We start from the raw sequence: 20672 nt of genomic DNA on the forward strand, positions 1-20672 counted from the left end.
CTGCTGCGCCGCGCTGCATAGGGATGCATGGGGGTTGCCGTCAAGTATTTAGCGCAGTCAATTCCAATGAATCGATATTCGCCTTCACAATGCATCTCCGCGCTGACGATGGACCAACCGCGCTGGGCGCCGAGCGGCATCGATCAAGGCCCGTTCTTCAACCAAGGCGCTTTGCATTTCCACCGCTACATCAAGCCGGAACCAGCGGGTTTTCAGTTTGACCTGTCCTTGAACCTCCGACGGCGCAAGAAAACCAGCCGGAATGGGTTCTGCCCAGAAATCATTGAGGCTGCCATAACCGCTATCATTGCGGCGGCCCAAAAACTGGCGAGATTGCAAGAGATCAGGACGGTTCGAAAGCATGGCCAGCAAAACGGCTTGTTCGGGTCGTAATGTGTTTATATTAATCGGTGACAAGTCGGTGGTCGGCAAAGCACAGAGCCAAGGCGCCAAACGCGCATATATATCGCTGGTCACGCCCTTAATAGGTCGCAATTCGCTAATATCAATCAGCACTGCATTGGCGGTACGATAGGGTTTTTCCAACTGGGCATAATGCTGATCCTCGGCTCCGCGCGGCGAGGCAATGTTATCGCTATCGATCCAATCGGTCACCGATTCTGCAATTTCAATGGCTGCTCCGGATGGTATTTCAAGCAATGCCATCAAGCGCATAAACTGGGCTTGCCCTTCCGGTCGAGCAGTGAGCTGCGCATCATTTTGGCTCACCAGACTATTGATATTAAAACAATTGCCGCCGTCGGTTAGGGCCGCGCTAATCACCCCTCCGGGAACCGGAAAACGCTGTTCTTGTCCGTTCCATCCCCCCAAATTGGTTGTGCGCCCGGGCGATTGGCTGACAATTTGTTCGGCCGATTGCATGCCGAGAGATTCCGCAGCAACAAGATAGGCCTTGGCTTGGCTCAATTCGCGCGTATTGGATGCCAATTTGGTGGCCCCGGCCAATCGGTCAATCCCATGGGCCGCGAGCACTGCAATCACCGCCACTAGCAATAATACCGTTAAGAGGGCCGCGCCGCGCTCATGCGTATCAAACGGGAAAGACGGTTTCATAAATATCCCGTCCCAACCAAAAAGACGTGCCGATAGCTACGACCGGCCAAGGCAAAGCGCAATTCGACGGCGCGAGGCAAGTCATTTAGGCGTTCTGTCTGCCAGCGATTGACCCATTGACCGCGCTTGGTACGAAATCGCAGTTCCAGCGCGCTAATGCCTTCGAGCAATATTGCCGGCTCACTTTGCGCGCCACCATCGGTTGATTCATGTTGTGAACGCTCCAGACGGCCATTGTTTAATCGATAGGAGACGCGCTGCATATTGGATCGAGGGGCGTTGTTAATATTGCTTTGTCCGCCCCGCGTGAAAGACAAAAAGCCGCGCCCACCTGTTTCGCGCTGGCTGATAAAAGCGGCTACACGGTCGCCATCTTCATCACGATAGGGCCGTTGCAGGGCCTGGCTCAAATCCGCTTCCATAAGCGAAATAAGGCGCTGCATTTGCGCCATTTCACCGAGTCTGGCATCGGTAGCTTCATTGCTATCGACCGCGCTGCGTAGCAAAACAACGCCTGCCACCGACAATAAAGAAAACAGAAACAAGGCGACCATCATCTCCACGAGGGTGAAGCCGGATTGCGTCTGGAACCTGTCCAGTTGAGGATCGCTTGGATTTGCCATTTCGCTTTTGCCTATATCCGCATTCAAGGCGGCCGCAAAGAGCTGTTGCGACCTGTCGATTTTCAACTAGTCTAGCGGACAAGGTTTATGAGCAATTTCGGACCGTTTGATGACACAGAATAATAATATGACCTCGGCTGACTATCTCGTCGCATTGGGCCAAGTGCAGCGCTTTCCCAGTAGAAAGATAGAATTGTGCCAGTTGAAAAATTTTCTCACTGCCGATCAATGCGTGCAATTGATCGAGCGGATTGATGAAAAACGGCGGCCATCAACCATCGCCGATGCCAATGGCGATGACTATTTCCGAACAAGCGAAACCTGCGATTTGGATCATGGAGATCCTTTCGTCACCGAGATTGACAATCAAATTTGTGACTTTGCCAATCTTCATCCCCGCTATGGTGAGCCGCTGCAGGGACAGCGCTATGGTGAAGGGCAGGAATTTAAAGCGCACACGGATTTTTTTGACCCCAAAGGCACCGATTTTGAAAAATTTTGCACCATTTCCGGCCAACGCACCTGGACGTTCATGATCTACCTCAACGAACCCATTGCAGGTGGAGCCACCCGCTTTGTGCGGCTCAACAAGAAATTCACTCCGGCTACCGGAAATCTTTTATGCTGGAATAATCTGACCGCGGATGGCAGCGTCAATAGCGAGACCATGCATCACGGGATGAAGGTTCGCCGCGGAACCAAATATGTTCTCACCAAATGGTTCCGTGAAAAAGCTTGGAGTTGGTCTTGATTCAGCCGCGATATATAGGGACATCCAGTTTGCGATCTATTTTATGAAAATCGGTAGTTATCGACCAGGGCCCGGGATGATGGTCTCTGCGGCCTTTATTGGTCCCGGTACGGTCACGGCTTGTACATTGGCGGGTGTCAATTTTGGCTTTGCGCTCATCTGGGCATTGGCTTTCGCGACCATTACCACAATGATCTTACAAGCCATTGCCGTGCGGGTTGCTCTGGTTGCGAATATGGGATTGGCCGAAGCCATGATGCAAACAATGGCTTCACCCCTTCTGCGTTGGCTGTCCGCCTTGCTCTTGATGACCGCCTTGGCGCTCGGCAATGCCGCGTATGAAGCCGGTAATATCTCCGGCGCGCTGCTCGGGCTGGAAGCGTTGCATAGCAATGTATCTGATTATCGCGCGCTGGTGACTATCGGTATTGCTTTGGTAGCCGCGAGCTTGATTATCCTATCCAAACCCCGCTGGGTTGAACGAATTTTGATCGCGATGGTTCTGGTCATGTGCGCCGCCTTTTTGCTTACCTTTCTAATCACACGGCCGGATATCAGCGCCATTTTGAACGGTTTTATTCCATCCCTTCCGCAAGGCGGCTTGCTCACCGCCATTGCGTTGATCGGAACAACGATAGTGCCCTATAATCTCTTTCTGCACGCTGCGAGCGTCAAACAGCGCTGGTCTGAACCGTCTGATCTGGCAGAAGCCCAAACCGACAGCGCCTTTTCCATCGGATTGGGCGGGCTGGTTTCCATCGCGATTTTGGCAACCGCTGCCGCTAGTCTTTTTGGCACTGGCAAAGAAATTTCCAATGCAGTGGATATGGCCGAGCAACTTAACCCCCTATTTGGCCGTTTTGCGAGCGCCACTTTGGGAGCTGGATTATTCGCGGCCGGGCTTACTTCGGCTATTACGGCGCCGCTCGCGACGGGCTATATCGTTCAAGAAATTTTTGCCAAACCGGACAGAAACCCCACTAAAATGCCATTTCGCATTGGCGCCTTGCTGGTCATATTGTCCGGCACGATTGGCGCGTTGCTCAACTATAAACCGGTTGAAATTATCTTCGTTGCTCAAATCGCCAATGGGCTCCTGCTTCCGATCATCGCCATTTTTCTCCTCAAGCTTGCCAATGATAGCAAATTGCTGGGCGCGCATGTCAATGGATGGAAAGCCAATCTGGCCGGGACTGTGATATTGGCGATCACCCTTTTATTGGGCATTCGTCTGATCTCCCGGGCTATGGGATGGTGGCCATGAATGAGACGATTGATCTCAATGCCGATCTTGGGGAAGATGAAAGCCCCGCAGCCATCGAACGCGACATTGCCATGATGGACATCATCTCAAGCTGCAATATTGCCTGCGGTGGCCATGCCGGTTCTCCTGTTACCATGCGCGCGATGCTGAAAGCCGCAAAAGACAAAACGGTATCTGCTGGTGCCCATCCTTCTTATCCGGATCGCGAGAATTTTGGTCGAACGCGCATCGTCATCGAACCAAGCGATCTTGCAATCAGCCTGCATGAACAGCTTCAAGATTTGGCGAATCTGGCGGCCGAAATCGGCACCAAAATTGTCCATCTCAAACCCCATGGTGCTTTGTATAATGATGCGCAGGACGATGAGACGTTGGCGGCAATATTGGTCGATATTGCTGCGACCGAGAATCTGACGCTGGTGAGCATGGCTCAGTCCACCGTTCATCATCTGGCGCTTGAACGAAATGTGCAGTTCATCGCTGAAGCTTTTATTGATCGGCTCTATACACCGGCCGGCCGGCTCACACCGCGAACCCAAGACGGCGCGGTCATCTCGGCACAAGATCAGCGTGTGGCGCAAGGACTGGCGCTGGCGCAAGGCTTACCAATCCGCACATCCGGGAACGGTTTAAAACTCATTCAGACTGATACATTATGCCTCCATTCCGATAGCGCCGGTGCTTTGACCACCGCTCAGATCATGCGTAACGCTTTGGAAGAACAAGATATTATCATTTCCGCACCCAGTCCATGAAACGCTCGGATATTTACATAAGCGATGACTGGTTGACCTGCCCGCTATCGTCCATCGCCCAGGTCCAAGCCGCCATAGAAGCAACCGACAAGCAGCCGATCTGGCAGGAAGTGGTTGGCGGCATCGATACGATAGCCGTGCAATTTAACTCAGCGCAAATAGATCCGAGCGATGCAGCTGATATATTTTGGCAAGATCTGCAGAATATCGGAGAAACCGCAGTGCGCGCCTCCACCGTCTTGTCCATTCCAATCTGCTATGACGTTCGCTTTGCGCCCGACATTAATGGGGTTGCAGACAGGCTCGGGCTATCCATTACAGATTTCCCTGCATGGCACAGCCAATTGGTGTTTACCGTTTCGATGCTGGGCTTCCTGCCCGGCTTTGCCTATCTCCAATGCGATACGGATATTGTTGATATTGGCCGCTTGCCTCAGCCTCGACAGCATGTTGCCGCCGGCTCTCTTGGTTTGATCGGTCAACAAAACTGCCTGTATTCCTTCGCTAGCCCGGGAGGTTGGCCCATTATTGGCCGCACCCCACGACGATTATTCCACCCGGCAAAAAATCCGCCCACATTGCTAAAGGCCCACCAGCGCGTTCGCTTTGACCCCGTCAGCATGTTAGAATTTGAAGCCATTCTCGAGGATCAAAGGGAATGACATTATCTGTCATCAAAGCGGGACTGCAGACCAGCTTGCAAGGCGCGCCTTATAAAGGCCATCGCCATCTTGGCATGCCCGCGGCGGGCGCTGCAGATTGCTTATCCTTGGCGCTTGCCAATAAATTGGTGGGCAAGTCTAATGATGCTCTGGCTCTGGAGATGACATTGGATGATGCGAAATTCCGGGCGGAACAGCCAATGGCAATTGCGCTCACCGGTGCCGCTGACTATTTTCATATCAATGGTCAAACGCAGCCATTGCATCAACGGATTTTGGTCGAACCTGATGATGAAATTCACATCGGCCCTGCCCGGCACGGTTGCCGGTCCTATTTGGCGCTCGGCGGCGCCATTGCTGCGGACACGCTGTTAGGCGGCCAATCCACCATCATGAGCGTTGGTCTCGGCGGATTTGAGGGTCGTGCCTTGCAAATGGGTGATCATGTTCAGGCTGATTTGCTGCCCGACGCGTTACCAAAAGACCAACAGACTCCGGCTGCAATGCAGCCGGTTATTTCCGACAAGTTTATCATCCGCCTCACGACCGGACCGGAATTTCATCGGCTCAGCAACGCCTCGCAAAACCGATTATTTGATCAGATCGCCACGGTTGGAGCCCGCGCCAATCGCATGGGTCTAAATTTGCAAGGCCTTGATCTCGATCCACAAAATGCAGCGGATATCAAAAGCGCAGCGGTTTTTCCCGGGACCATACAATGCCCGCCGGATGGCCAAGCCTATTTATTGGGTTCCGACGCTCAGACAACCGGGGGTTACGCCAGAATTGCACAAGTCATTCGGGCCGATCGTCACATGATCGGGCAGATGCGGAGCGGTGCAAACATTCAATTTGTCCACATAACCACCGAACAGGCAGCCGCTATCTATCGCCAGAAATTGGCGTTAGTGGAACCGTGGCTGGGCACGATGAATTTTTGGTGAGCAGAGGCTATTCGCCGCTGCCGCCACCAATTAATTTTTCTTGAGAGACAAACCGCCAAAACGTTTGTTAAAGCGCGCAACCTGTCCGCCGGAATCGAGAAGACGTTGGTTGCCGCCCGTCCATGCTGGGTGCGAAGTGGGATCGATATCCAATTGCAATGTGTCACCCTCTTTGCCCCATGTAGAGCGGGTTTCGAACACAGTACCGTCGGTCATCTGAACCTTGATCATGTGATAATCGGGATGCGTATCTTTTTTCATTTCATGCTCCAAAACGGGCTGGTTTCCGACCAGATCCCTAAGCGATTCATTGTCTGCGAAGCGGCGCATTAGCCGCCGTTGCCAAAAAGTGCAAGGTTCTTTTGCGGTTGTCTGAACCGATTAGGCGCTTGGTGGATCGGCAATCATGGCAGTAAAACTGGCCTCAGCAGCCAATTTGTCACCGATCATGGCTTTGCCATAGAATTTGCACACGCGCGGCCGTTTTTGAACAAATTCGACGTTAAGCGACAAGAGGCAACCCGGTTCCACAGGATTGCGGAATTTCGCGCCATCAATCGCCATGAAATACACCAATTTTCCGGATCCAACGAGACCAAAGCTTTCCATGGCCAAAACACCAGCGGCTTGCGCCAACGCTTCAACAATCATGACACCAGGCATAATCGGTCGGCCGGGAAAATGGCCTTGGAAAAACCCTTCGTTCATTGAAACAGCTTTGACTGCCCGAATGGATTCGTCCTTGACCAATTCCTCAACGCGATCAACCAGCAACATCGGATAGCGATGCGGAAGCACCGCCATCACTTTGGTGACGTCATAGTCCAGCGATTCAGACATCAGTTCTTACCGGCCAGATGGCTGGGCTGCGGCAGGCTGTTGCGCTTGTTGCTGCGCTTGGCCTGGTTTCCAACCGGCTGGCGGCGTAATCGAAGCAGAAGGCACTAGTTTATTCAGTTCCGCTACAATGGCTTCGGTAATATCGACATAAGGCTCCCGCGCTACAACAGCTTGAGGTTGAAGGACCAAATCAACATTTTTCGCTTTCATGGTCGCTTTAATGGCATCGTTCAGTTTCATACCCACTTGCTCTTCAACATAAGCGGTGGCGAGCGTGACGCGCTGTTGCAAACGAGCCAATTCTTGCTGACCAGATTGACGCTTGGCCTGCAAAGCTTGGGCTTGCGGTTGCACAGTGGTCTGCGTAGCGCCGGGCTGTTGAACGGCGGCATTATAGGCGTCAACCAAAGGCTTGATTTCCGTTTGCAGTGATGTGGCCCGAGCATTGGTCGCATCAATATCCGCCTTATAGGTGGTTTTCATCTGCTCCACAGCCGTCCGATAGGCTTGCGAACGGACAACTGCGGCCTCATAATTCGCAACAGCAATGCTAGTGCGCGACTGGGCTGCTGCTGGCGCGGACATCATGGCCGGAACCGACAGGGTTGCGAGAGCCAAAGCGGCCGATTTCAAAATCGTCTTAGTGGTAAAAGTCATTAGAATTGTGTTCCTACATTGAAAGTGAATAGCTTGGTGTCATCACCAGGCTCTTTGAGAAGAGCGCGCGCTACATCGATCCTGAACGGACCGAATGGAGAGTTCCAGTTGACACCAAAGCCAACGGAAAGTCGTGGACTGGCACTATCGCCAAAAAATGTTTCGGTAAAGGTCGTCGCAATCGGGAATGGATTGCCCGCAGCATCGGTGGCTTGCGGCGTTTGCACAACTTCTCCGGCGGAATTGGTCCGCAAAAAGGCTGGTGCAATAATAGTTACTGGAATTTGGTTGCCATTGGCATCGGTGGTGAACGTTGGGTCACCATTGGCATCCCGAACATTCAGCTGACCTACAAATTGTGGATTTTGCAAAATGGGTCGAGTCACATTGAACACCGCGCCGACATCAACAAATATTGATGGTCTCAGGCCCAATTCCCGCGCACCGGAACCCAATGGAATTTCCAGTTCAGCCCGTGCCAAATAATAAGCCCGGCCACCAATGGCATCGTCCGTCCGTTGACCATTTTCGTTGATAACAATTTGGTTGAACGGCACGCCATTATCATCAAGCGCCGGTGTGGTGAAGTTACGAACAACGCGCGGTCCGACGCCGCGAATATCAAAGCCGCGAATTTGCGGTTCACCGAGGAAGAAACGGTCGGTCAGACGGACATCATCAATGCCATCCGCTGCGCTGCCGCGATCTTCGAGCGGGTGAATATAACCAGCTTCACCGCTCAGCGAGAAAATAAACTGACCAAATGGACGCCAGTATTTCGCACCATTGATACGGCCTTTGAGAAATTTGACGCTCCCGCCAAGACCCGCAAAGTCCAAACTGCCGACTATGGTTTGACCGCGAGTTGGACGAACGCGGTTATCACGATCATCATAGATCAGCGAGGCGCCGATAGAGGATGTGGTGCGTTTGCCAATGGCGTCACATAAGAAACGACCAGCCACCAACGGATCACAAATATCTTCCGCGCTATTCCCGCGAATATTATCCGCATTAAAGTCGGTGAAGAACAGGTTCGGATCCAGGGTCACGTCGTCAAAGCTCAAGCCATAACGCAGGGATGCAGAAAAATATTCGGTGATCGGAACACCCGCCCGCACCTGGAACCCGGTGGTGAGCTGTTCAAATGTCGTCTCACGGTCACTGCCGACAAAGTTAAAGCTGTTCAAATCGCGGCGGAACAGATCAACGCCAACGGCAATGTTACGATCGAACAAATAGGGCTCGGTAAAGCCCAATTCTATCGATTGCGAGAAGCTGGAATAGCTCACGCTGGCGCGCAATTCCTGACCTTTACCGCGGAAGTTGCGTTGCCGCACCGAGGCTTGCAAAATGAAATTTTCGACGCTGGAGAAACCGGCTGAGAGCTGTAATTCGCCGGTTGCCCGTTCTTCGACATTGGCTTCCAAAACAATCCGGTCCGGAGCGCTGCCTGGCTTTTGTTCAATTTCCAATTCGTCCTGGAAAAAGCCTAGCGACTTAATGCGGTTGGCAGAGCGTTTGACCTGGAAACTGTTAAAGGCGTCGCCTTCGTTCAAGCGGAATTCACGGCGCACCACTTTATCGACGGTCAATGTATTGCCGTTAATATCAATGCGCTCGACATAGACGCGGTCACTTTCCGCAACCTTGAAGTTAATCCCCATGGTGAGGGTTTCTTTGTCGCGGTTAAATTGTGGCCGCACATCGGCAAAGGCATAACCAAAAAGACCGGCAGTTTCAGACAGGCGTTCCACCGTATCTTCCACTTGCTTGGCGTTATAAAAATCGCCTTCTTCCATCGGCAATAAAGGCGTTAAAGTGTCGGCTGTGAAATCGCGAATATCGCTTTCAACGGTGACGTCTCCGAATTTATACCGCTCACCCTCTTCCACCACATAGGTGATGATAAAGTCTTTCTTGTCAGGTGTGAGTTCTGCCACGGCCGAAATCACCCGAAAATCAGCATAGCCTTCGGTTAGATAAAATTGCCGCAGCTTTTGTTGGTCAAAGGCCAAACGGTCAGGATCATAGGTATCGCTGGAGCTGAAGAACCGATAGAAACGCGCTTGTTTCGTGGCCATTTCACCGCGCAGCTTCCCGTCAGAAAACACTTCGTTGCCGATGATGTTAATCTGCTGCACTTTTGATTTCGGGCCTTCATTGACTTCGAAAACAATATCCACCCGATTCTGTTCGAGCTGCACCATTTTGGGTTCAACGCTAGCAGCAAAGCGACCTTTGCGCTTATAGAGCTCAACAATCCGGGCGACATCGGCGCGCACTTTTGATCGCGTGAAAATCTGACGCGGCGCCAAACGGATTTCGGGACGAATCTTATCTTCCTTGATCCGCTTATTGCCTTCCAGCAAAATCCGGTTGATCACCGGGTTTTCTACCACGTCAATAACGACCGCACCGGCATTGTTACGGATGCTGACATCCTTAAACAATTCGGTCTCAAACAAATCTTTCAGCGCCTGGTCAGCCGCTTCCTGGGTGTAAGTCTGTCCCACACGCAATTTCATGTAAGAAAGCACGGTTCCCGATTCCAATCGCTGGGATCCGTTTACAACAATCGACCGGATCGTATTATCCACCGGCAATAAAGGCTCAGCAGCAGGGGCTTCCTGCGCATGACCAGGCACAGCAATGCCCGCCAAAATAGTACCACTCAACAACATGGGTAGCAGCCGTTTTTTATGCTTCACAGACAAACTCGCTTTCACGCCTTAAACTCTAAATTACCAACCAGTGCAAAGTTGCACTATGTTTTGCGAACCCCCTGCCCCAACCGGACCAATCAATCAACGGGCAATTAACCAGACAGCCCTTTGAACAATCCAAATGAAGCCAGATCATTGAACGTTACCATCAGCATGAACATCACAACCAACGCGAAGCCGGATCGAAACGCCCATTCCTGAACCATAGGATTGGCTGGCTTTCGCCGCACCGCTTCTATGGCATAGAACATCAAATGCCCACCATCGAGCATGGGGATTGGCAGGAGGTTGATGAACCCTAAGTTAATTGAGATTAACGCTACAAAGAATATGAATTGGCTAAGCCCCGCAACAAATTGTTCACCCGAAACTTGCGCGATTTTCAGCGGGCCGCCCAATTCTTTCACGGAACGCCGGCCGCTGATCACCTGACCCAAAGTGGTCACGATTAAGTCGACAATTTCGCCGGTTTGTCGCGTAGCCACGACGGGCGCTTCCCAAAGCGGCACATCTCGCCGTTCCACTCGTCCCGGCGATATACCCAGCAAGCCAATGCGATATTCATTGCCAAAGCGATCGCGTTCCAAACGCACGCCAATAGTAGCGTCTTTGGTGATGGTCTCTCCATCCCGTTCAAAGACGATAGTGACTTTCTCATCCGGTATGATTGAAATTTCCCGCGATAAATCGGTAAAGCGGGCAATAGAATCATTGCCAATCGAGATAATTTTATCACCCGACTGCAAGCCAATTTCTTCCGCTGTCGATTTTTCCGCAACCGTCCCGACTACCGGCGGCGTTACACTTTCACCAAAGGTCAAGGCAAAACCCGCTAATATCAGGATCGCAAAGAGAAAATTAATCGCCGGTCCAGCAAAAACAATCGCCGCCCGTTTCCAAAGGGATTTGGATTGAAAGGTCTGATTGCGCTCTTCTGCCGGCAGTTCCAGCCAATCTTCACTGGGCGTGCTTGCCGGATCCATATCGCCTGCAAATTGGACATAACCACCAAGTGGCAAAGCGCAGATTTTCCAACGAGTTCCGCGCTTATCATTCCAGCCCACCAATTCTTTGCCAAAACCAATAGCAAAAGTATCAGCTTTTACGCCGCACCAACGGCCGACGAGATAGTGGCCCATTTCATGGATGAAAACGAGCACACCAATTGTCAGCAGAAATGCAAATAATGTCAGCAATATACCTGGATTTTCAGTCAAACTTTAACATCCTCAATCATCGCTTTTGTTCGCGCTCGCGCTTCCCGGTCAATCTCAAATATATCGGACAGATCGGTTGGCTCAGCTGGGCTATAGCTGTCAATAATGCGCGATACAATCTCGGTGATTTCCAGAAACTGAACATCGCCTGTTAAAAATGCGGCAACCGCGATCTCATTGGCGGCATTTAGAATAGCAGGAACACCGCCACCCTCTTGAATAGCATTGCGCGCAAGGGCGATGGCTGGGAAGCGCTCTTCATCCGGAGCCTCAAATTCCAATTGCCCAATTTTTGCCAAATCCAGTGGCATACAGTCGGTTTTCATGCGTTCCGGCCATGCCAAAGCGCTCGCAATAGGAATGCGCATATCCGGGGAACCCAACTGCGCGAGCGTCGAACGGTCCGTATATTCTACCATCGAATGGATCACCGATTGCGGGTGCACCAAAATTTCAATATTTTCCAAGCCTATGGGAAAAAGATGATGGGCTTCGATCAGTTCCAAGCCCTTATTCATCATCGTCGCGCTGTCGACAGAAATTTTTGCCCCCATATCCCAATTGGGATGCGCCACCGCTTGTTCGGGCGTTACAGTAGCCATTTTTTCTTTCGACCAGGTGCGAAACGGCCCACCGCTCGCAGTAAGCGTGATTTTGCGCACTTGACCGATATGCCCACCCTGCAAGCTTTGGAATATCGCATTATGCTCAGAATCGACGGGCAGGAGAGTCGCACCAGCTTTTTGAGCCTGTGTCATCATCAGTGCACCGGCGGAGACCAAGGCTTCCTTGTTGGCCAAAGCCACTGTTTTTCCGCTCCGCAAAGCCGCCAAAGTGGGGAGCAAGCCAGCACAGCCGACAATCGCGGCCATGGTCCAATCAGCGGCGAGCAGCGCCGCATCGACGAGCGCCTCTGGTCCTGCAGCCGCTGAAATCTTTGTATCCGCCAGGAGCGCTTTCAACCGATCATATTGGGAATTATCTGCAATTACAGCTACTTGTGCATCAAATTCAATCGCCAACTGCGCCAGAGCATCGGCGTTGCTATGAGCCGTTAATGCGAGAATTTCATAATGATCCGGATTCAATCGGATTAAATCAAGTGTCGAACTGCCTACAGAACCGGTGGCTCCAAAAATCGAGACAGAACGGCGCTCGGAACCGTTCATGAGTAACCAAAGAGCATGATGATTGCGACGACCGGAGCGACGGGGATTAGTCCATCCAATCGGTCCATCACCCCGCCATGACCGGGAAAGATTGTCCCGCTATCCTTCGCCCCAGCCCGGCGTTTCATTTGACTTTCAAACAGGTCGCCCAATTGCGCCAATATCGCTAGCGGAATGCTCAATAATACGAGATGAAAGGGCAGTTGAAAATATATATGCAAGACGTAACTGAACAGCGCGGTCACGATGACACCGCCAATTAACCCTGCCCAGGTTTTGTTAGGACTATAACGCGGCGCCAATTTGGGTCCGCCAATTGCTCGGCCGGAAAAATAAGCCCCGATATCGGTCGCCCACACCAAGGCCAAAGTCCAGAATACAATCAACAGTCCATTGTCAATTCCCCTGAGGAACAGAATAGAAAGCGCTGGTAATCCAGCATAAATTATACCCAAGGACAATTGAATGGAGCGATCAAAAACTGCGATGAACATCGCCGCACCCAATATCAGACCCAGAGCAAGAAAAGACGGGCCCGCCGCCAAATAAGACATGATCGCGAGTGGAACCGACAAGGCATAGAGCGCTAATCGCTTATTTTCCCGACGGCCTGTTAACTCAGCCCATTCTGATAATATTCCCAGCGCCATCAAGATGACCAGCAACCAAAGCGCGTGTCGGCCGATTTCATGGTTTCCGAGGATCAAGGTTGTTACGGTAACAGCCACAAGTGCCACGCCGACAATGATCCGGGTCAAAAGCTCATTGGGCGGCTTTTCGGTTGGACGGATAGGATCGCTCATTGTTTAGCGACCACCAAAACGGCGGTCCCGATCTCCAAATGATTGCAAAGCGCGCTGCAATTCCCGTTTATCAAAATCCGGCCACAGCGTATCGGTGAAATAAAGTTCAGAATAAGCCGCTTGCCACAGTAGGAAATTGGACAAACGCAGTTCGCCCGATGTCCGGATCAACAGGTCCAGTGGCGGCAATTCCGCGGTATCCAAGGCATCGGACAAGTGATCGGCGGTAATATTGTCTGGGTCTACGGCGCCCTGTTTCACTTTCCCGGCAATAGCCTGAACCGCCCGCAGCATTTCATCACGCGCGCCATAATTAAGTGCGATGGCCAAAGTCATACGATCATTTTTTGCGGTTCGATCCAAGGCATTGTCGATCAACGCGACAATATCCTTGTCCAGCGCGTGATAATTTCCGATCACTTTCAATCGAATGCCATTATCATCAAACTCGTCAATATCCGCCTGAATATATTGGCGCAGCAACCCCATCAGGTCACTAACCTCATCCGCTGGTCGATTCCAATTTTCGGAAGAAAAAGCGTAAAGCGTCAAGACTTCAAGGCCTATTTCGCCTGCCGAGCGAACGATGTTGCGGACGGCCTCAACACCCTTTTTGTGGCCCAATGCCCGCGGGAGATGCTTTTTCTGTGCCCAACGGCCATTGCCGTCCATAATGATCGCAACATGGCGCGCACCATGCGTGAGATCCGCGGCTTGCGCGGCCTCGTCATCGGGATCCGCCGACCCTTTTTTGAAGGGCGCCAGCTTCACTGTGTCAAAATTTCCTGCTCTTTGGCAGCAGAAAGCTTGTCCGCTTCATCGATCATTTCGTCGGTCAGTTTTTGCACTTCGGTTTCGAGACGCTTTTTATCGTCTTCGCCAATTTCCTTCTTATTTTCATCGGCTTTAATGTCATCCATTCCGTCGCGCCGCACATTACGGATGGCGATACGCGCCTTTTCTGCAAATTGGCCTGTCAACTTAGCCAATTCCTTACGGCGCTCCTCCGTCAAATCCGGAATTGGCAAACGAATATTGGGCCCATCAATCATTGGATTAAGCCCTAATCCAGCCGATCGGACGGCTTTTTCCACCGGCTGAATATTGCCCTTGTCCCAGACCTGAATCGACAACATGCGCGGTTCGGGTACGGAAACGGTTGCGACCTGATTTAAAGGCATTTTCGAGCCATAAACTTCAACCGTGATACTATCGAGCAAAGCGGTGTTGGCGCGCCCTGTCCGCAAACCGCTCAGGTCATGCTTCAGGGCTTCCAGCGAGGCCTTCATGCGTTTTTCAAGTTCGCTTCTGTCATATTTTGCCATGGCTATACTCTCCTAGATTCTATTCTGATGCGCCGACAATGGTCGCAGTCCCGGCGCCACCCAATACGGTAGCCAAATTGCCTTGTTCCCGAATAGTGAACACAACGATGGGAATATTATTTTCACGGCACAAGGCAACAGCGCTGGCATCCATGACTTTCAAATTATCTGTAAGCACCTGATCGAAACTCAACGCCTCATACCGCACCGCATCGGGATTGGTTTTGGGATCCGCATCATAGACGCCATCAACGCTGGTACCTTTAAACAAGGCTTCGCAACCCATTTCCGCGGCGCGCAAAGCAGCGGCCGTATCGGTTGTGAAATAAGGATTACCAGTGCCCGCTGCAAAAATTACGATCCGCCCTTTTTCCAGGTGGCGCACGGCTTTGCGGCGAATATAGGGTTCGCATACGCTCGCCATGGGAATGGCGGATAAAACCCGTGTATCACAGCCCATTTGCTCGAGTGCATTTTGTACAGCCAAGGCGTTCATCACCGTTGCCAACATGCCCATATAGTCCGCGCTGGTGCGATCAAACCCTTTGGCCGCCGCTGCCAGGCCGCGAAAAATATTTCCGCCGCCGACAACCAAACAGAGTTCAAAGCCGGCCTCTTTCGCTGCCTTTACTTCCGCAGCAATCCGATTCACGGTTTCTGGATCGATTCCAAATTCCCCTGAACCCATTAAAGCTTCACCCGAGAGCTTTAATAAAATGCGCTTAAACGCTGGTCTTTTCATGCAAATCCCATCCCAGTTACTGTCCCGCGTGGACGCAATTGCAGCGCCACATATAACAATGGCGCAGACCATAGATAGTCCGCGCCATTGCGCCAAGTGTTAATGCGTCAAACTGAGATTTGACTAAAATTTGCTGGCTTAGTTTCCGAGAGTTGCAGCCACTTCAGCAGCAAAGTCTTCTTCTTTTTTCTCGATGCCTTCGCCCAATTGGAAGCGGACATATTCGGTCAGCTTGATTTCCGCGCCGGCCTCTTTACCCGCTTGCTCGACAACCTGAGCAATCGGCGTTTTATTGTCCATTACGAAAATCTGGCTGAGCAAAGCGTTTTCCTTGGCAAATTTTGCCATCGCACCGTCGACCATTTTCTCGACAATATTATCAGGTTTCCCGGACTCAGCCGCTTTTTCAGCGGCAATAGCGCGTTCACGCTCCATCGTATCCTTGTCCAAGCCATCAGCATTTAGAGCCAATGGAAAAGCAGCCGCAATATGCATTGCAATCTGTTTACCCAATGGTTCGAGCACATCGGTACCAGCCGTACTCTCAAGCGCGACCAGCACACCGATTTTGCCCATTGTTGCGGTCACGGCATTGTGAATATACGGCACGACAACGCCGCTGCTCACCGCCACGGTCTTCATCCGGCGGATGGCCTGATTTTCTCCGATGGTCGCAATATTGTTGGTCAGTGCCTCTTGAACCGACCCACCAGTGGGATAATCCGCACTCGCAAGCGCTTCGATATCATCGCTATCAAGTCCCAAAGCCACTTCGGTGGTATTGGTGACAAAGGCCTGAAACTGTTCGTTTTTCGCGACAAAGTCGGTTTCGCTATTCACTTCAACAGCGACGCCTTTGGTGCCGGAAACAGCAACGCCAACCAGGCCTTCTGCTGCGGTTCGACTAGATTTTTTCTGTGCCGCGGCGAGCCCTTTGGTGCGCAGCAAATCTACTGCCGCTTCCACGTCGCCATTGGTTTCATTCAATGCTTTTTTGCAATCCATCATGCCAGCGCCGGTGCGCTCGCGCAGTTCTTTTACTGCTGCTGCGGTAATAGCCATTTTCATATTCCTCAATTTTCATCTGCAAGAATGTCGTGATTGTAATAAAATGAAGGGGCAGCACCGATGCCGCCCCGCCATTTTGCTATGCGGTCAATATATGACCGAATGAAGACGCTTCAAGCTTAGGCTTTTTCGTCAGCCTTCTTGTCGTCAGCCTTCTTGTCGTCGGCTTTCTTGTCATCATTCTTTTTGGCAGCAGCTTTTTTGGCTGGCGCTTTTTTCGCGGCGGCTTTTTTAGCCGGTGCTTTTTTAGCGGCAGCTTTTTTGGCCGGTGCTTTTTTCTCTTCCGCCTTTTCTTCGGCCGGCGCTTCTTCTACAGCTGGTGCTTCCTCTGCAACGGGCTCTTCAACCGGTGCGGCTTCCGCAATATCCGCTACAGCAGCGGCTTCTCCGGCTGCCATTGCACTGGCATTGGCTTCGCTGGATACAATCGCTTCCACTGGGGGAGCCACTTCCGCGCCGAGATCTTTACCCGAAGCTACTGCTGCCTCTTGACCGCCTTTGGTCGCTGCCGCGGCAACTGATTCACAATAAAGACGAATAGCGCGCGCAGCATCATCATTGCCGGGAACCGGGAAAGCGATATTGCTGGGATCAACGTTGGAATCGAGGATCGCAACCACGGGAATGCCCAAAACATTGGCTTCCTTAATTGCGAGTTCTTCCTTGTTGGCATCGATTACGAACATTACGTCCGGAATGCCGCCCATGTCGCGAATTCCGCCCAACGACAATTCCAGCTTGTCCCGCTCGCGGGTCATCTGCAAGGCTTCTTTCTTGGTGAAACCAGCCATGTCACCGGACAATTGCTCTTCGAGCGTTTTCATCCGACGGATAGAATTGGAAATTGTTTTCCAGTTGGTCAACATACCGCCAAGCCAGCGATGGTTGACAAAATGTTGTCCGCTCATCCGCGCCGCTTCTGCGATTGGCTCTTGGGCTTGACGCTTGGTACCAACGAACAGGACCTTGCCGCCAGATGATACCGCATTGGCGATAAAATCAAGCGCGCGTGCAAATAATGGGACGCTCTGTGACAGATCCAGAATGTGGACGCCATTGCGTGCACCGAAGATGTATGGTTTCATCTTCGGGTTCCAACGGTGGGTTTGGTGGCCGAAATGCGCTCCGGCTTCAATCAATTGCTGTAGGGTGACGACAGGGGCCGCCATAATATTTCTCCTTATCCGGTTATGCCTCTGGAAAGCTGAGAACCTCTACGCGACCTAAAAGGCCGGTTTTGGCACCGGTATGAGTGCTTTCCATGTGGAATGGAGGGTCCGTTAAAGCCGTGCGCGCCGAAATGCAAGCGCAAAATACAGCTTGCTGATAGATAGTGCTCCATCTGCAGACCATTGCCGCCCGCTGACCAGCGTCCAGCCATTTTTTGCTCCGCTGGTCTTGTTCATTTCATCGCGACCTGAATCGCGCTATAAACCCGCAATGCGAAACAAAACCCTGCTCTGGACAATCGCCGTCTTCTTTGGCCTGCCAATTTTATGCGTCCTCATATTTGCCGGTAGCTTATTGATCGGCGACCATATTGCCAGCCGCCCGATCTCCGTTATTCATGCGCAGATAAAGCCCGGCATGACTCGCGACATGGTTATAGGCATCATGAAACAAGATCCGGAAATCGTCGATCTGGGCGGCGAAACGATCATGCAGCTGACCCATTATAGCGAAAATTTCACTTCACCCCTAGTGGGTTCCTGGTCGTGTATGGCAAAAATCCACTTCACCGAAAATCGCGTTCGGAAAGTCGGCGAAATATTCTGCGTCGATTGAACCTTCCCTTGGGCGCGGACGGTTTCGATCGCCAAAACCGGTCAATAAATCTCCCCCATTTATCTTTCTCGCCGATACGAATATAAATGACAAATGTCCGAACCGAACACACAGATTTTAGCCTATCACCCCGATCATCTGGACGAGATTCGGGCCCTCACCTTACGCGCCTGGGACCCGGTATTTCCAAAGATGGAAAAGGAGATGCCGGCCTATATTTACAATCTATTCTATCCCGATGGTTGGCAAAATCGGCAAATACATGATGTCGAAGCGGTATGCCGCGAAAACGATACTGAAATCTGGATCGCGCAAACGCGCGGCGTGCTTTCCGGCTATATTGGCCTGCGCTCCCATATTGAGGATTCCATGGGTGAAATTTATATCATCGCCGTCGACCCCGAATATCAGCAGCAAGGCGTGGGCTCTGCGCTCATGGCATTCGCCTTTCACTGGATGCAAGAAAAAGGTCTGGCAATGGCCATGGTCGAAACCGGCGGCGACCAAGGCCATGCCCCCTCCCGCGCGGCCTACGAAAAAGCCGGCTTCGAACGCTATCCCGTCGCCCGGTATTTCAAGAAACTATAACGCGGGCAGCCCTATCACTCATGTCCGCCATGGGTACGAAAGCGGAAGTTAGAAATAGCGGATTTACTCGCCGTCACACCATTTCTGGCAACCACATACCTAACGTCGCCATAGCTACGCCAAGCGCTGTTGCCAGCCCAGCAATTGCCAAACATCCCGCCAGTATCAACTGACCGCTTTCGCCAAGTTTGCGGTTTGGCTGTTCAGTTGTCCGGAAATAGAGTTCCAGTAGCAATAGAGGTAGATATTGTCCGAATGACATCATATCAAGAAACCAACCTTTTCCGGTCTCAAAGTCTAACCCCACGCCGCCGGTTAACGCCACCCAGATCATCATAAGAATACGAAAATACCAAACCGCGCTAGCCACCATGAACAGACGTAGAGCCCAGCGACGATGGTCCACAAAACGGCGCGCTCGGGCGCGACGATAGGCCTGTACTGCAAACCACAGAATCAAAACGCCTTGCAAAATGAAACCAAGCTTCATTGGCAATCCGCCCACATCTCGATTGGCCAAAAGATATAGCCCAGCGACGGCGGTTACCACCAGTGCCACCAAATAACTTCTCCCTAACCAGCGATGAAAAGTAGGATAGCGAGAACGAATTTGCGGTATTAATTGAAGCGGACCACCGCCCAGAATAACGACAGCAAGCGCCATATGTGCGATTGCTGAGATGTTGTTGAGCCAATTTCCCGGAATAAAGGCACTCGAAAAATGATCGTTCCATGCCGGTAAGTTGTTAGCAAGAAGCGGGCCACCGTAGACCGCCAGCACATAGGCAAGGAAGATCCATTGACCGAGCGCCGTGACAGCGAACCAAAATATGGTCGCACATTTTAAAGCCTTTACGCCCCTACCGGCGTCTACTTTCTCAACATCTGCGATTGTCGCCATATATATTCTACACTGGTTATCTGAGATAAGCTTAGTGTATTGCCGTATTATATCACTATGTCAACTCGGTGTGATCCATGTTATCGAGGTCATGTCCGCTTTGGGCGCAAAAGCGGACACTAGGGAATCAGCACTTTTTAGTTTACTAGAGATGAGCGACTGAATTGCTGTGGGTGAGACTAAGAGTGAGAAGTTAGTTGAGATATTGGATACCTTTTAGTTTTTTAGTGCTGGGCGCTTGCTCGGCGAACGGAGAAGCGGTCAAGGAAGTAACGCCAGAAGTTTATCTCAGTGACATCAATGGATGCTGGTCAGATCAATCCGGGCAAATTGCGAGTTTTCTTGTAATCGCTGATTCCGAGAACGGAGGTATTCCGTATCCTATTTCATCAAAATGTGACGTCCAAACTGACATTTACCCGCCTGGAAAAGGCTTCCTCAACTACCTCAACGCTCTTTATGTGTTGGGCGACAATGGCTTACTTGAAAGCAAAAGTTTGTACCCCAAAAAACTTGTTTCAAATGCAATAACCCATAGTCCTTTGCCGGATACTGGCGACAGAATTTATTACTTTGAAGGTAAATTTACGACAACGCAAAAGAACCAGCAAACGTTTCACACCATAAGCACGGTTTCATCATTTATTGATACTGGCCTGACTTTCGGTGAGTTTGTTGAAATTGAGCCTGCCGAAAGAAGTAACATCGCCAAACAATATTCAACTTCATTGGTTCCTCGGAAGCAGAATTGAAAACGTCCGCTTTCGGGATGTTACGG

22 protein-coding genes and 1 pseudogene are annotated in these 20672 nt (G+C 51.5%); 8 read left to right on the forward strand and 15 right to left on the reverse strand.

Features of this window, described 5'->3' with window-relative positions; all coding sequences use genetic code 11:
- Positions 1-84: 84 nt before the first annotated feature.
- Positions 85-1074, reverse strand: a complete 990-nt coding sequence (gspK, locus tag ABJU74_RS13135) for a type II secretion system minor pseudopilin GspK (RefSeq protein WP_348384716.1) — start codon at positions 1072-1074, stop codon at positions 85-87.
- Entirely contained in the window at positions 1071-1697 is a 627-nt protein-coding gene (gspJ, locus tag ABJU74_RS13140) for a type II secretion system minor pseudopilin GspJ (protein ID WP_348384717.1), read from the reverse strand. Before gspJ ends, gspK begins: the two co-directional genes overlap by 4 nt.
- Before the next feature lie 109 nt (positions 1698-1806).
- On the opposite strand from gspJ, the gene ABJU74_RS13145 reads away from it, so the two are divergent.
- From ABJU74_RS13145 to ABJU74_RS13165, 5 genes are all read left to right on the forward strand, one after another.
- Positions 1807-2448: a 2OG-Fe(II) oxygenase gene (locus ABJU74_RS13145; protein ID WP_348384718.1), complete on the forward strand. Its 642-nt coding sequence runs from the start codon at positions 1807-1809 to the stop codon at positions 2446-2448.
- 76 nt (positions 2449-2524) lie between these two features.
- A complete protein-coding gene (locus tag ABJU74_RS13150) occupies positions 2525-3712 on the forward strand; it encodes an Nramp family divalent metal transporter (protein WP_348384719.1) in 1188 nt (395 codons plus the stop codon).
- Positions 3709-4467, forward strand: a complete 759-nt coding sequence (locus tag ABJU74_RS13155) for a 5-oxoprolinase subunit PxpA (protein WP_348384720.1) — start codon at positions 3709-3711, stop codon at positions 4465-4467. Before ABJU74_RS13150 ends, ABJU74_RS13155 begins: the two co-directional genes overlap by 4 nt.
- On the forward strand, positions 4464-5129 hold the full coding sequence (locus ABJU74_RS13160; protein ID WP_348384721.1) for a carboxyltransferase domain-containing protein: 666 nt from the start codon (positions 4464-4466) through the stop codon (positions 5127-5129). Before ABJU74_RS13155 ends, ABJU74_RS13160 begins: the two co-directional genes overlap by 4 nt.
- Positions 5126-6073, forward strand: a complete 948-nt coding sequence (locus tag ABJU74_RS13165) for a biotin-dependent carboxyltransferase family protein (RefSeq protein ID WP_348384722.1) — start codon at positions 5126-5128, stop codon at positions 6071-6073. Before ABJU74_RS13160 ends, ABJU74_RS13165 begins: the two co-directional genes overlap by 4 nt.
- Positions 6074-6103: 30 nt before the next feature.
- Here ABJU74_RS13165 and rpmE read toward each other — a convergent pair whose 3' ends face one another.
- From rpmE to rpsB, 12 genes and pseudogenes are all read right to left on the reverse strand, one after another.
- Positions 6104-6334 carry a 50S ribosomal protein L31 gene (rpmE, locus tag ABJU74_RS13170; RefSeq protein ID WP_348384723.1) on the reverse strand — a complete coding sequence of 77 codons (231 nt, stop codon included), beginning with the start codon at positions 6332-6334 and terminating at the stop codon, positions 6104-6106.
- 120 nt (positions 6335-6454) lie between these two features.
- Positions 6455-6913: a 3-hydroxyacyl-ACP dehydratase FabZ gene (fabZ, locus tag ABJU74_RS13175; protein ID WP_348384724.1), complete on the reverse strand. Its 459-nt coding sequence runs from the start codon at positions 6911-6913 to the stop codon at positions 6455-6457.
- A 6-nt stretch (positions 6914-6919) separates the two neighbouring features.
- Positions 6920-7570 carry an OmpH family outer membrane protein gene (locus ABJU74_RS13180; RefSeq protein ID WP_348384725.1) on the reverse strand — a complete coding sequence of 217 codons (651 nt, stop codon included), beginning with the start codon at positions 7568-7570 and terminating at the stop codon, positions 6920-6922.
- On the reverse strand, positions 7570-10254 hold the full coding sequence (gene bamA / locus ABJU74_RS13185) for an outer membrane protein assembly factor BamA (protein WP_348384932.1): 2685 nt from the start codon (positions 10252-10254) through the stop codon (positions 7570-7572). Before bamA ends, ABJU74_RS13180 begins: the two co-directional genes overlap by 1 nt.
- Positions 10255-10388: 134 nt before the next feature.
- Positions 10389-11513, reverse strand: coding sequence for an RIP metalloprotease RseP (gene rseP / locus ABJU74_RS13190; RefSeq protein ID WP_348384726.1), 1125 nt, complete (start codon positions 11511-11513; stop codon positions 10389-10391).
- Positions 11510-12682 (reverse strand): 1-deoxy-D-xylulose-5-phosphate reductoisomerase, encoded by a 1173-nt coding sequence (locus ABJU74_RS13195; RefSeq protein ID WP_348384727.1) that lies wholly within the window; start codon positions 12680-12682, stop codon positions 11510-11512. The genes rseP and ABJU74_RS13195 overlap by 4 nt, the downstream gene beginning before the upstream one ends.
- The gene (locus ABJU74_RS13200) at positions 12679-13485 is read right to left on the reverse strand and encodes a phosphatidate cytidylyltransferase (protein WP_348384728.1); all 807 of its coding nucleotides are present in this window, start codon (positions 13483-13485) and stop codon (positions 12679-12681) included. The genes ABJU74_RS13195 and ABJU74_RS13200 overlap by 4 nt, the downstream gene beginning before the upstream one ends.
- 3 nt (positions 13486-13488) lie before the next feature.
- Positions 13489-14256, reverse strand: a complete 768-nt coding sequence (locus tag ABJU74_RS13205; protein ID WP_348384729.1) for an isoprenyl transferase — start codon at positions 14254-14256, stop codon at positions 13489-13491.
- Positions 14253-14810 carry a ribosome recycling factor gene (gene frr / locus ABJU74_RS13210; protein WP_348384730.1) on the reverse strand — a complete coding sequence of 186 codons (558 nt, stop codon included), beginning with the start codon at positions 14808-14810 and terminating at the stop codon, positions 14253-14255. The genes ABJU74_RS13205 and frr overlap by 4 nt, the downstream gene beginning before the upstream one ends.
- Positions 14811-14829: 19 nt before the next feature.
- A complete protein-coding gene (gene pyrH / locus ABJU74_RS13215) occupies positions 14830-15552 on the reverse strand; it encodes a UMP kinase (RefSeq protein WP_348384731.1) in 723 nt (240 codons plus the stop codon).
- A gap of 138 nt (positions 15553-15690) precedes the next feature.
- Positions 15691-16614: a translation elongation factor Ts gene (gene tsf / locus ABJU74_RS13220; protein ID WP_348384732.1), complete on the reverse strand. Its 924-nt coding sequence runs from the start codon at positions 16612-16614 to the stop codon at positions 15691-15693.
- Positions 16615-17051: 437 nt separating this feature from the next.
- Positions 17052-17789 (reverse strand): annotated as a pseudogene (rpsB, locus tag ABJU74_RS13225) (30S ribosomal protein S2); the annotation flags it as partial.
- A 271-nt stretch (positions 17790-18060) separates the two neighbouring features.
- Here rpsB and ABJU74_RS13230 point away from each other — a divergent pair.
- The gene (locus tag ABJU74_RS13230; RefSeq protein WP_348384733.1) at positions 18061-18405 is read left to right on the forward strand and encodes a hypothetical protein; all 345 of its coding nucleotides are present in this window, start codon (positions 18061-18063) and stop codon (positions 18403-18405) included.
- A 93-nt stretch (positions 18406-18498) separates the two neighbouring features.
- Positions 18499-18993, forward strand: coding sequence for a GNAT family N-acetyltransferase (locus tag ABJU74_RS13235; protein WP_348384734.1), 495 nt, complete (start codon positions 18499-18501; stop codon positions 18991-18993).
- 73 nt (positions 18994-19066) lie between these two features.
- Here ABJU74_RS13235 and ABJU74_RS13240 read toward each other — a convergent pair whose 3' ends face one another.
- The gene (locus ABJU74_RS13240; RefSeq protein ID WP_348384735.1) at positions 19067-19894 is read right to left on the reverse strand and encodes a DUF2306 domain-containing protein; all 828 of its coding nucleotides are present in this window, start codon (positions 19892-19894) and stop codon (positions 19067-19069) included.
- Positions 19895-20091: 197 nt separating this feature from the next.
- Between ABJU74_RS13240 and ABJU74_RS13245 the strand changes: the two genes are divergently transcribed.
- Complete coding sequence (locus ABJU74_RS13245; RefSeq protein WP_348384736.1) at positions 20092-20646, forward strand: hypothetical protein; 555 nt, start codon at positions 20092-20094, stop codon at positions 20644-20646.
- The last annotated feature ends 26 nt before the right edge of the window (positions 20647-20672 follow it).

It is taken from the genome of Parasphingorhabdus sp. (assembly GCF_039982415.1).
Classification (GTDB): Bacteria; Pseudomonadota; Alphaproteobacteria; order Sphingomonadales; family Sphingomonadaceae; genus Parasphingorhabdus.